This is a genomic window from Vibrio sp. B1REV9, from assembly GCF_905175395.2.
Classification (GTDB): domain Bacteria; phylum Pseudomonadota; class Gammaproteobacteria; order Enterobacterales; family Vibrionaceae; genus Vibrio; species Vibrio alfacsensis.
Window position 1 is genome coordinate 1,520,163 of record NZ_HG992745.1, and the last position, 13,115, is coordinate 1,533,277.

A 13,115-nucleotide genomic window follows, 5' to 3' on the forward strand; every position below is an offset into this window, starting at 1 on the left:
AATAGCCCTCTTCATGTTTCACAAACGACCTAACTCATACTGGTTAGGAAGACTTACGTACTCGTAGATACCATTCAGAAAGTAGGCGAACCTGTTTCTCGGTGTAGCCTTTTTCCATCATGCGCGCGACAAAATCGTCGTGCTTCTTCTGATCTTCAGAAGACGTTTTCGCGTTGAATGAAATAACCGGAAGAAGTTCTTCAGTGTTAGAGAACATTTTCTTCTCGATGACTGTGCGCAGTTTTTCGTAACTGGTCCAAACCGGATTTAGGCCGTTGTTGTTTGCTTTTGCTCTAAGTACGAAGTTAACGATTTCATTACGGAAATCTTTAGGGTTTGAAATACCGGCGGTTTTCTCAATTTTCTCTAGCTCTGAGTTGAGTGAAGCTCGGTCAAACAACTGACCAGTTTCTGGATCGCGGTACTCTTGATCTTGAATCCAGAAGTCAGCATAACTCACGTAGCGGTCGAATATATTTTGGCCGTATTCAGAATAGGACTCGAGGTAGGCCGTTTGAATTTCTTTACCGATGAACTCGACATAGCGCGGCACCAAATAACCTTTCAAGAATTCAAGGTACTTTTCAGCCATTTCTGACGGGAATTGCTCACGTTCAACTTGTTGTTCGATCACGTAGAACAGGTGTACAGGGTTGGCGGCGACTTCAGTTTGATCAAAATTAAACACACGCGAAAGAATTTTGAACGCAAATCGTGTCGATAGACCATTCATGCCCTCATCCACACCTGCATAGTCGCGATACTCTTGGTAGCTCTTAGCTTTTGGATCGGTGTCTTTAAGCGTTTCACCATCGTAGACACGCATTTTGGAGAAAATAGACGAATTTTCCGGCTCTTTTAATCGAGAGAGAATACTAAATTGCGCCAATGTTTCCAGCGTGCTTGGCGAGCAAGGGGCCGCGGAAAGTTCACTGTTCTCAAGCAGTTTTTGGTAGATTTTCACTTCTTCTGAAACACGTAAACAGTAAGGCACTTTAACAATGTAAACACGGTCAAGAAATGCTTCGTTATTTTTGTTGTTTCGGAATGTCTGCCACTCGGATTCGTTTGAATGGGCGAGGATCATGCCGTCAAATGGAATGGCAGAAAGCCCTTCCGTACCGTTAAAGTTACCCTCTTGAGTTGCAGTTAATAGAGGGTGCAGCACTTTAATCGGTGCTTTAAACATTTCCACGAATTCCATCACACCTTGATTTGCTTTACAAAGTGCACCTGAATAGCTGTAAGCATCGGGGTCATCTTGTGAAAAGTGCTCAAGTTGGCGAATATCAACTTTACCGACCAAGGATGATATGTCTTGGTTATTCTCATCACCTGGTTCAGTCTTCGCAATGGCAACCTGGTCCAAAATAGAAGGGCGAACTTTAAGAACTTTGAATTTTGTAATATCTCCGCCAAATTCATGCAAACGTTTTGCCGCCCATGGAGACATAATCGAACGTAAGTAGCGCTGCTCAATGCCGTAGTCTTTTTTGAGAATTTCGCCGTCTTCTGTCGCATTGAATAGACAGAACGGGTGATCGTTAACAGGACTGCGCTCGCCGTTAGCACTCAAGATATAAACGGGCATTTTTTCCATTAATGCCTTTAGTTTCTCGGCGAGTGATGATTTACCACCACCAACAGGGCCGAGTAGGTAGAGGATTTGTTTGCGCTCTTCGAGGCCTTGAGCAGCATGTTTGAGATAAGAAACAATCTGTTCTATAGCGTCTTCCATACCAAAAAAATCTTTGAATGTTGGGTAACGCGATATAACTCGATTCGAGAATATGCGACTTAATCGAGGGTCTTGAGCCGTATCAATAACCTCGGGCTCACCAATAGCCATAAGCAGTCGCTCTGCTGCGTTTGCATAAGCGCTCTTGTCGTCCTTACACAGGGATAAAAATTCCTGTAACGACATCTCTTCATCTTTTGCAGCTTCATATCTGGATTGATAGTGGTCGAAAATACTCATGTCGCTTTCCCCTTTAATAGTCAGTCTACCGACGAACGTTGAAGCAGGTTTACCTATCACTTTAATTGTCTATCTCTAAGTAAAGTTCTACGCCCAGTAATCTTGTTTGGTTCGCTCAATTTTGAGTCGGACTTCACCAAAGGTGTTGCTTTATAGGCGTTTTCTTTCTATGACAAAAGTCGGTGAATAGGGACCTTTCAATCACTCCCTTTCTCCTTTTAAGCCTAGTCGGGGATTTTCAATTTTGCTTAACAATTATGAATTTATTGCAGAATTGACAATTGAATCACTATTTAACTAAATGAGGCCAAGTACTAAATGAAGTTCATATAAAAGGGAGAGGGTACGCTTTAATTTTCATACGATGAAATCTTAAGCCCCTTAAAGAGTGGCAACCTAAGAGCTAAACGAGTGTTAGGAGAGGAGATGTTAGAGAGGGTTGCAAACAAGCGCATAAACAAAAAAGAGAACCGAGGTCCTCTTTTTAATCGAGCAATGGGTTAATCCCATTTATTCGCTAAAAATATCGTTTAAGCGCTAAAAATTTGTGCAAGTTCATTTGCACACAAGTGGTATTGGCGAGGGCAGTTACGCCATGTTCTTAGCATTCGACGGTACTTCTCAAGCATTGGCATTTGGCTATTGAAATGGTGGTCAGCTTTGTCAAATTGAGGGTAAAGCCCTTCTGAATCGACTAAGAAGCGCACATAGTGGACTTGCTGTGCCTCGGTCGCGATATCAAAACCTAAGAATTGAAGGCGACGCTGGTCTACGTTTTGGCGCTCATCTTCTTCTAACATTTTGTTTGATTCTTGCATCGCGTGATACATTTCCAAAATATCAATGATCTCACGACATTCTACTTCAGTAATACAACCAAAATCTTTGTTTAGCTCTCGCATCTGCAGCTCATAACCACGTTCAACAATGGTTTGTAAACGCTTGTATTTTGCAGAATTACTTGGATCAAGTTGAGACATTAAGTTGTATTGGTTTGATAGAATCAAACGTTGAGCGTTTGACATTTCCATGATGACCTCACTAAATAATCTAATACATTTTTAATGTGCTTAGGTTAACGTTTTGGACTAGGTTGAAACATGATCTCAACACATATTTAATATGAAAAATGGCAAGAATTCGTCGATTTAGCCAGTTGAATCATCATTCGTTTGTTCAAGCCTCGGTTTCCTCATCGCGCAGAGTGAAAGAGATTAAGTCAATACCTTGAGGTTATTTATGATGATTGTAAATGTAGTCACGATCGGAGAAAACGCGTAACCACTCGGGCTTGAAAACAGAGAGGACAGCAAGCGACATACCATTGAGTAGCCCCTCAGGGAAGGCAAGCAATGGTGCAAACACAAAGTAGTTGTCGAGAATGGTTTGCCAATCATAATGACCGCTATACAAATGATATATCGCGTTAAGCAATAAATGGAGGCTGCCAGTCAGAGCGCCGTTAAAGAAGCCAGCAATAAAAATGAAAACGAAAATATTTCTTGGCAGATACTGATAGCTAACAAAAAAGACTAAATAACTGATCAGAATGGGCAGCAAAGCCGATAACATGAGTGCGCTAGGAAGTGCGAGCAGTGAAATGTTGTGAATGACGTGATGGATCAACATAGCAGGGATACAGAGCAAAAAGGCCATACGCCAACCGTACATCATGGTGAGTGTGGTAACGGCAAGGAAATGGATCTGTAAGCCATCTTTCACGCCCGCTTGGGCTGACCAGAGAATACTAAGGATAAACAACGTTGCACAAACGAGGTGTTGAAATGATTTTTCCTGGAGTAGCTTTGGCCAAACGGTGTTGCGCCAGTCAGGTAAGCAGTAAGTAATCACTACCAGAAAAATGATAATAGCGGACGCTAAATTAAACCAATCCATGTTTGAACGCCTTAAGTCTTTCCCCTAAGTTAAAGACAAAAATACCAGCAAAACGCTGGTATTTTTAGAAGATTCTTTATATCTGAATACTTAGTATTTCACATTTGAGTGGTACTGAGAAAGGATAGCTTGGATCTCATCCATTGTCTCTTTTGGCGGCGGATTCACACCCTCTAGAGGGTATTCCAAGCCAAGAGCTTCCCATTTATGAGCACCTAGCTTGTGATAAGGCAGTAACTCAACTTTTTCGATATTGTCCATATCTTTGATGAACTCGCCAAGCATATGGGCCGCCTCTGGTTCATCAGTGTAACCAGGAACCACAACATAACGAATCCAAGTCTTTTGACCGATTTTATGCAGATAGCGAGCAAAGTCTAATACACGACGGTTAGACACACCGATAAAGTCTTGGTGAATCTCATCTTTCATGTGTTTAAGATCCAACATCACAAGATCGGTTGCGTCTAGAACTTCGTCGATAACATCTGTATGTTTGCGAATGTAGCCATTGGTATCAAGACAGGTATGGATACCCTCTGCTTGTGCTGCTCGGAAGAAATCACGAACAAACTCAGGTTGAAGCATTGCTTCACCACCTGAACATGTGATGCCGCCGCCGGATGCATTCATAAAGTGGCGGTAAGTTTTTGCCTCTGCAATGATCTCTTCTACAGTGACTTCTTTACCATCATGTGTGTCCCAAGTATCACGGTTATGACAGTACTTACAACGCATTAAGCAACCTTGCAAGAAGACGATAAAACGGATACCAGGTCCGTCTACGGTACCACATGACTCAAACGAGTGAATACGACCAGTTGTTGACATCTTTTGCTCTCATTTGTAATAAATTATGCTTGCTATTTTATTACAAATCGCAGGGTTAAAACAGTCTTGGAGGGTTTTCGTTGCCGAGATAGTGAGCAAAGAAAGCGGCGAATGAAAGCTCACTCGCCGCAGAATGGCGTTTATTTAAAAGAATGCGAATAAAGACAGCGAACCCGTGCCATACACATCCGTTTGCGCTTCTTTATAGTCTGGTGTCTTAACGGTGAATGTTAAGCTTGCACCATAATTTTGATTGTGCCAAGTCGCCCCCGCGACCGCACTGGCTTGCCAGTTTTGCAAGGTCACGTCATAAGGTTCTGAGGGCTCAGGGATACCAGAGCGATCGCCTTCAATCGTGATGTCATTGAAGCGGTAGCGTCCCTCAAAGCCAGTGAATAGAAACCAACTGGATGTACTTTTTGCGATCATGCTGGCATGAAAAGGGCTTTCAACACTAATGTTTGCGGCCCCAATGCTATTGGCGAGGTTCGTACCCCAACGGAACATCACACCTTGAGAAATGTCACTGCGGAAGTTACCAGCGTTGATATCCGTGACATTGGTGATCTCCCATTGCTGAGTTGAAGCTTCACTGCGCATTAGCTTATTGAATGCGCGGTAACCGACACTAAAGGCAATTTCATCATCGATTTGATATTCCCAACCTTGTGGATCGGTCGAGCCAGTGATGCCGTGAACAATATCTTGCGCCTTATCAGACAGTGAGCTTTCACCGGTAGCACCAATGGTGAAGTTGTATCGTACCGCACGGTCGGCAGTGAGAGTCAGGTAATTGATCTCAGTGTGTAAGTAGCCAGCGTAAGGACGGTCGTTGACCAAAGGGTAGTCGGCTTCAATATCGCTTGGTGTCCACATTTTGTGGCCAAGCACCAACTCAATTTTGTCTACGTTGGTTTGGTTACTGCTTTCATTCAAGCTCAACCAACGCCATTCAGCATCACGGCGCAGTTGCTCGGTCGCATACGAAAGGAAAATACCATTGGTATAGTCTTGGTCGACGCCGAATATACCATCGTTATCTAAGGTAAATGAAATGGTTGATTTTGTAGAGGCAATCGCAACGGGCGAGAGTAAGGCAAGGGCGAAAAGTTTACTGGGTTTCATATCGGTCATTTGTTAGCTTTTTCCGCATCATACGGAAGATCAAAAACAAAATCAGATGTCATGTCACAACTTTAGTTCAAGGTACAAAAAAAGGCTGGCGCATTACTGCACCAGCCTTTGTTGTATCACTTATTGTGCTAATTCAATGGGTCTTATAGAGACTCAGTGAATGTACGTGCGATTACGTCAGCTTGTTGCTCTGCAGTTAGAGAGTTAAAGCGTACAGCGTAACCAGAAACGCGGATTGTTAGCTGAGGGTATTTCTCAGGGTGCTTAACTGCGTCTTCTAGAGTAGAGCGGTTAAGAACGTTCACGTTTAGGTGTTGACCACCTTCGATGCCAGCTTCGTGGTGGAAGTAACCATCCATTAGGCCTGCAAGGTTAGCACGTTGGCTCTCTTCTTCTTTACCTAGCGCGTTTGGTACGATAGAGAAAGTGTAAGAGATACCATCTTGAGCGTCAGCAAACGGTAGTTTACCTACAGATGTTAGTGATGCTACAGCACCTTTCTCGTCACGACCGTGCATTGGGTTTGCACCAGGAGCGAAAGGAGCGCCAGCACGACGACCGTCTGGAGTGTTACCAGTTTTCTTACCGTACACAACGTTTGAAGTGATAGTAAGGATAGACTGAGTTGGGATTGCATCACGGTACATCTTAAGTTTACGGATTTTGCCCATAAACTTAGAAACAAGTTCACATGCGATGTCATCAACGCGTGCATCGTTGTTACCGAATTTAGGGTAGTCGCCTTCGATTTCGAAGTCGATTGCAATACCATCTTCGTCACGAACTGGTTTAACAGTTGCGTATTTGATTGCAGATAGTGAGTCAGCTGCAACAGATAGACCTGCGATACCACATGCCATTGTACGGCGAACGTCACGGTCATGAAGAGCCATTAGAGACGCTTCGTAGCTGTATTTGTCGTGCATGTAGTGGATGCAGTTTAGTGCACTTACGTATTGCTTAGCTAGCCAATCCATGAAGTGATCTAGACGATCCATTACTTTAGCGTAATCAAGAACTTCATCAGTCATTGGCGCTTCTTTAGGACCAACTTGCATTTTTAGCTTCTCATCAACGCCGCCGTTGATTGCGTAAAGCATAGTTTTAGCAAGGTTAGCACGAGCACCGAAGAACTGCATTTGCTTACCAACAACCATTGGAGATACACAACATGCGATTGCGTAGTCGTCAGATTGTAGGTCAGGACGCATTAGATCGTCGTTTTCGTACTGGATAGAAGAAGTATCGATAGATACTTTAGCACAGAAACGTTTGAAGCCGTCAGGTAGCTGCTCAGACCAAAGTACAGTGATGTTTGGCTCTGGAGAAGGACCCATTGTGTATAGAGAGTTTAGGAAACGGAAGTTAGTACGTGTAACTAGTGTACGACCGTCGATACCCATACCACCCATTGACTCAGTAGCCCAGATTGGGTCACCAGAGAACAACTCATCGTATTCAGGAGTACGTAGGAAACGAACCATACGTAGCTTCATTACGAAGTGGTCGATCATTTCTTGAGCTTGAACTTCAGTGATTTTGCCAGCAGCGATATCACGCTCGATGAAGATGTCTAGGAAAGTCGAAGTACGACCTAGAGACATTGCAGCACCGTTTTGTGATTTAACAGCAGCTAGGTAGCCAAAGTAAGTCCATTGGATAGCTTCTTGAGCAGTTGTTGCAGGCTCAGAGATATCGTAACCGTACTTAGCAGCCATTTGCTTGATTTGACCTAGAGCGCGGTGTTGCTCTGCAATTTCTTCACGAAGTTGCATAGTTGCAGTTAGGTCTTCGCCGTTCTCAAAACGCTCTTGAAGAGATTTGAATTGAGCTAGCTTGTCCTTCATTAGGAAGTCGATACCGTATAGTGCAACACGACGGTAGTCACCGATGATACGACCACGGCCGTAAGCATCTGGAAGACCAGTCAGAACACCAGACTTACGACAAGCTAGGATATCTGGAGTGTAGATATCGAATACGCCAGCGTTGTGCGTTTTACGGTACTCTGAGTAGATTTTTGAAATCATAGGGTCAAGAGTTTCACCGTATGCTTTACAAGAACCTTCAACCATACGTACACCACCGTTAGGGATGATTGCACGTTTAAGAGGTTTCTCAGTTTGTAGACCAACGATAGTCTCTAGATCTTTTTCGATGTAGCCTGCATCGTGAGCAGTGATGGTAGAAATAACGTCAGTATCGAAATCAAGAGGCGCTTTAGTTGCGTTCTCAATTTTGATGCCTTCCATTACTTTAGCCCAAAGCGTGTTAGTTGCTTCAGTACCTTCAGAAACTAGGAAAGATTCGTCGCCTTCATATGGAGCGTAGTTCTTCTGAATGAAATCACGAACGTTTACTTCGTTTTGCCAGTCGCCTGCAGCAAAACCTTCCCAAGCTTTAGCAAATTGCTCTGCCATGACATACCTACCTTTTTAGTAGAAAAAAATACGTACTGCTTCGCCGTTGAGCCAGCTATCTCCACTTTGACATGGAGAACAGTACACTCTTAATGAATAACAATATTTATAGTCTTAAATGAACAGTTTTGGGTTATAAAACTATAAATATTGTCACTGCTATTAATGTGGGTTCTATCTTACTACATCTCAAGGCTACACTAAACTTTTTTTGCAAACCTTAAACTAAATCAATAAACGCTAAAAATATTTAATAAAAATAGGGTAGCGACAAGCGCTACCCATAAAAATTTTGAGTAAGTAGCTTAAAGCAGAGCTGGGATACCAAACTGAGCTTCTAGCATACCTACAGCAAGCATAGCGACCAAACAGATAACTAGCACGCCGACAGGGATAACAATCTTGTCGACAAATGATAGACGTGAAGCACGCTCTTTGTCACCAATTAGACCGTTATTATCAAGAAGCATCGTTAGAGCCCAAGCCAACACTGGGTTAACTACGGCACTACCGAAGATACAGATACCCGCTGCTTGTGAATCTTTCGAATCTCTTACCATCTGCATACCTGCTTCAAGAAGCGGTAGAGATACACCAACTAGAAGCGCAACGCGCATTACTGGTGGCCATACCGCAACGTCCATTGGGAAGCCAAGAATCGCAACAATCATTACGATTGAGCCTAGTAGGATAGAACCCGCTGGAATTGGACGTTTAGCAATCGCTGCTGGGATCATGTAAGTACCCCAAGATGAAGTGATGTTACCACCACCTACTGCAGTACCAACCATTTGACGGATAGAACACATAGTCATTGTGTCATCGACGTCCATCAGTACTTTTTCAGTCTTTTTAGGGTAGTTCAATTCTTGGAAGATACGGTGACCAAGGAAGTCTGGTGACCACATTGCTACTGCAAGGATTGCAAATGGTAGTGATGCAATAAAGTGCTCCATGTTTGGAAGACCAAGCATCCAACCTTCTTCTGTGCTGCCCCACCAGTAAACTGGGTTTAGGTTAGGAAGACCAGTCTCTGTTACGAATTTGATATCAAAACCCGCACCTAGTACTAGCGCAATTGAAAGGCCAGTGAAAGCACACACAGGGATTGCTAGCCAACGCTTATTCACTTTTGCAAGGTAAGCGTAAAGAACGATAGTCACAGCAAGAACGATAAGGCCTACATAACCCATGCTACCCGCAGCTACCGTGTCAGATTGAAGACCAACCGCCCACTCCTGAATTGAGGTGATTTGGCTTATCGTACCCGTTAAACCTAAGAAGATAAGCAAGCCACCGGCTGTACCTTCTGAGGTCAGGTTCACCAGTTTGGAACCACCTTTTAGGAAACTAAGAATAAGACCGAATACACCGATCAAGATTGCCAATGCAAGAGGGTGAGCACCAGCGAGAGCGATGGTACCAATAAGAGGGATCATTGGTCCGTGGTTACCTGCAAGGTTGGCTTTAGGGTTAATAAAACCAGATGCAAGTACACAGAAAAGAAGTGCAGGGATAAGCATTTCTACACGTGCAACTTCGATAGCAAACTCTTTGCCTAAGTTAACGTGGTCCCATGCTGCAGTAAGACCTTCAGCCCAAGACATCATTACCGCAGAGTACATTGCGATAATACCGATGGTACCAGCAAGTGCAGGAACAAGATCTTCAAGCTCAAAACGGAAATCACGACCTGGCAAGTTCAATGCGTAGCGACGTGGCTTCATGATTTGCAGTTCGTGGTCTAGGTAGTCTGAACGGCTTGCGAACTCAGATGACGGTCGATGAAGCTCGCTGTAGCTTTTATTCTCGATATCCGAATCAGAGTGCGCTTTATTTACTGCGTCTGACATAGATTCCTCATATATTTAAAAGTTATAAATTCTGAATTGAATTGTGTTTTTCCGCTTCCTGCGGCACTTCCTATGCTAGCTATTATTAGATTTTGTTGCACGAATATATCGTGCCTAAGCATAGCTAAAAACTTTGTCTTCTGTTGAGGCACAAAAAATTCCTCATCATAGGGGCGGAGTCTAGCAAGATAGCCCTTTGGGGTGATTGATTTAGATCACTTTAAGAATGGATGTGAAAGAAAACTACAGAAAGTGTCCAACTTGCGAACAAGTTGGTGATTTAGTGTGTAATTCGATTACACAAGTTGCATAAAATTAGGCGCTATTTGGCTTAAATAACAATCTAAACCGTCGAATGGTTTGTTTGATATTTATGGATAAAAAACTGGCTTCATTCTTGCTTATTGCCTACAAGAAACGAATTTTTGGCTAATCATTGCCGCTCAGTTTAGGAACAAGACATGAAACAGCTTACAGTACTGCCGCTAGTGGCAATTATTTCAGGACTAATGGTCGGTTGTGGCGGCGGTGGCGGCGGTGGTAGTAGTGCGCCGGCGAAAACTACGTTTACATTTACGTTTGTTGAACCCGAAATACAAGCACTCTCGACAAATGGTTTGTGTACAATTTATGAACGATTTAATGCTGGTACTGAAGAAGAAGTCTTGAATTATCATTCGTTAGGTGGCGAGTTAGACAATGATCTTTCTGCTTACTATTCCGATGCGCAAGGAAACAGAGTTGATCCAAATTCAGTTATTAATGCATCAAATGACAAACTTACTATCTCCTTAGAGTCAATCCCTCTAGGTGGGAGTGTTACTCTTCAAGAGGTAAACGGCACGGTAATCAATGCACTCACTTTTTCTCGAGAACTTTTAGAGTCTGATTCATCTCTTCGAAATGTTTACTTGTCTGTTGGTACTAAGGTCCGCGGAACAAAATGTTTAACTGGAAATAATGATTCTACTGGCGAACGAAAAAATCTTGATTACAAATGGGATGATAGCGCTGATGGAAATCCTGATGTAACTTTCTATTTTGACTCCCAATTGGAAACAGTCCAAGCAAATGAGTCACGCTTTACGAAAGGCGAGGTCTTACCTGCTATTAATACCGAAAGAACGATGGTGTCTCAATATCGTACAAGTTCACGTTCTGCTCTCTACCAATATGGTTTTGAAGGTTGGAATGACAATCGAATGGTGTTTGCGGGCATACCATCGTCACCGCTAGTAAATACATCAGGAATTACTTTTGCGAACGTTAACATTGATGTTATTTACAATAATTTTGCTTATCGTTTGGCAGAGGTTCCAAAAAATAGTCCTTTCTATCATCCAGAGAGCTTAAAAGGAGATGTTTGGACGTTTAGTGTTGATGGAACAATAGCAACACCAGGGTGGGATGCTACATACACAGATAAGGTCACTGATACTTGGGATATTGTCGTCGATGATGTGTCTTTATTTGCGGTAAATAATACTCATAATATGAAACCTAGCGTCTCCATGAGTGTTATTGACTTGACCGATAGTATTGGGCTTGGAGACGAAAATGGTGTTCAACGAGTTAGTTATCAGCAAGGCGCGACAATAGGGACAACACCATATGTCTTGCGACATTCAGTTTACTCACGAATCGATGGCCGAGTTGTAGTGCCTGAGCTAGATTACTCAAGTATGCCATCGGACTTAAAAGACGAACTAGTTGTTTCTAGTGACTCTCTTATGACACAGAGTTATGTTTTTACTGAAGAAAATAGTGATGTAAAAGCAGCAGACTTTTTAACTGCGTTTTCTAACGGCGACGGTAACCAAACAACAAAAGACGTTCTTGGTGTGGTAATGAATGAACAACAGGTTCGTGAAATTAGTAACCGAATAGCCAAAACTAAGATGTTATTTTTAGAACGCACAAACTAACATTTTTATATATTTAATAGCCCCTCCAACGAGGGGCTTTTTTATATCGGCTATGCACACGTAAAAGCATAATTCGCTAAAAAATGCATAATAATTCGATGTGTGTATTTAACTATGTAAAATATTTAGGTTAATAATTTGTTGCAACTTTAGTTTAGTGGTGATAATTTGTTCCAATCAAAAGGGCGGAGCCCCTTAATGCAGTGATAACACAGGGAGTAAAGCGCATGAATGATGTACCCGCGCTAGATATAAAAGACCTGCACAAAACATTTGGACAGAATGAAGTTCTCAAAGGGATCTCACTGTCGGCCCACAAAGGAGACGTTATCTCCATCATTGGCTCTTCCGGTTCCGGTAAGAGTACCTTTCTAAGATGCATCAACCTTCTAGAAACGCCTACCGCAGGTGAAATTTGGGTAAACGGCGAGCTTATCCAAATGAAGAACAACCGCGCAGGGGAATCCGTTCCCGCTAATGAGAAACAAGTACAGCGTATTCGTTCTCGTTTAGCCATGGTATTCCAAGGGTTTAACCTTTGGTCCCACTTAACCGTTTTAGAAAACGTCATTGAAGCACCAGTCCATGTGCTCGGTGTGCCAAAAGCGCAAGCTATTGAGAATGCCGAAGTGCTGTTAAAGAAAGTGGGGCTATACGAGCGTAAAGATTATTACCCAGGTCACTTGTCCGGTGGCCAGCAACAGCGCGCGGCCATTGCCAGAGCTTTAGCTGTTGATCCCGAAGTCATGCTGTTTGATGAGCCAACCTCAGCCCTTGACCCAGAACTAGTTGGGGAGGTACTTGGGGTAATGAGAGACTTGGCAGATGAGGGGCGAACCATGCTTGTGGTCACTCATGAAATGGCCTTTGCACGTGATGTTTCTAACCATGTGATGTTTTTGCACCAAGGTTTAGTTGAAGAACAGGGAGATCCAGCTAAGCTTTTTACTAGTCCAGATTCAGAACGATTACAACAGTTTATCTCTTCTATCTATTAAGATTAATGGCTATCAATATTTTATAGGGTGGCGATGTCGTGCCTGCCCTTAAATCAACATAAAAAACACAACGAAATAAA

General features: G+C 42.9%; 9 protein-coding genes. 2 read left to right on the plus strand and 7 right to left on the minus strand.

Annotation, left to right across the window (positions count from 1 at the left end):
* Positions 1-43: 43 nt before the first annotated feature.
* From KHN78_RS12540 to KHN78_RS12570, 7 genes are all read right to left on the minus strand, one after another.
* Positions 44-1,978 carry a PrkA family serine protein kinase gene (locus KHN78_RS12540; protein ID WP_128810532.1) on the minus strand — a complete coding sequence of 645 codons (1,935 nt, stop codon included), beginning with the start codon at positions 1,976-1,978 and terminating at the stop codon, positions 44-46.
* Positions 1,979-2,508: 530 nt separating this feature from the next.
* Positions 2,509-3,009 (minus strand): YfbU family protein, encoded by a 501-nt coding sequence (locus tag KHN78_RS12545; RefSeq protein WP_211916283.1) that lies wholly within the window; start codon positions 3,007-3,009, stop codon positions 2,509-2,511.
* 202 nt (positions 3,010-3,211) lie between these two features.
* On the minus strand, positions 3,212-3,874 hold the full coding sequence (locus KHN78_RS12550; protein ID WP_211916284.1) for an energy-coupling factor ABC transporter permease: 663 nt from the start codon (positions 3,872-3,874) through the stop codon (positions 3,212-3,214).
* A gap of 90 nt (positions 3,875-3,964) precedes the next feature.
* Complete coding sequence (gene pflA, locus KHN78_RS12555) at positions 3,965-4,705, minus strand: pyruvate formate lyase 1-activating protein (RefSeq protein WP_128810535.1); 741 nt, start codon at positions 4,703-4,705, stop codon at positions 3,965-3,967.
* Positions 4,706-4,849: 144 nt separating this feature from the next.
* The gene (locus KHN78_RS12560) at positions 4,850-5,830 is read right to left on the minus strand and encodes a lipid A deacylase LpxR family protein (RefSeq protein ID WP_211916285.1); all 981 of its coding nucleotides are present in this window, start codon (positions 5,828-5,830) and stop codon (positions 4,850-4,852) included.
* Between the two features lie 152 nt (positions 5,831-5,982).
* The gene (pflB, locus tag KHN78_RS12565; protein ID WP_211916286.1) at positions 5,983-8,259 is read right to left on the minus strand and encodes a formate C-acetyltransferase; all 2,277 of its coding nucleotides are present in this window, start codon (positions 8,257-8,259) and stop codon (positions 5,983-5,985) included.
* Between the two features lie 305 nt (positions 8,260-8,564).
* Positions 8,565-10,112: a DUF3360 family protein gene (locus tag KHN78_RS12570; RefSeq protein ID WP_211916287.1), complete on the minus strand. Its 1,548-nt coding sequence runs from the start codon at positions 10,110-10,112 to the stop codon at positions 8,565-8,567.
* A 461-nt stretch (positions 10,113-10,573) separates the two neighbouring features.
* Between KHN78_RS12570 and KHN78_RS12575 the strand changes: the two genes are divergently transcribed.
* Positions 10,574-12,037 (plus strand): flagellar sheath protein A, encoded by a 1,464-nt coding sequence (locus KHN78_RS12575; RefSeq protein WP_211916288.1) that lies wholly within the window; start codon positions 10,574-10,576, stop codon positions 12,035-12,037.
* Positions 12,038-12,264: 227 nt separating this feature from the next.
* Positions 12,265-13,035 carry an ABC transporter ATP-binding protein gene (locus tag KHN78_RS12580; RefSeq protein WP_128810540.1) on the plus strand — a complete coding sequence of 257 codons (771 nt, stop codon included), beginning with the start codon at positions 12,265-12,267 and terminating at the stop codon, positions 13,033-13,035.
* Positions 13,036-13,115 lie beyond the last annotated feature (80 nt).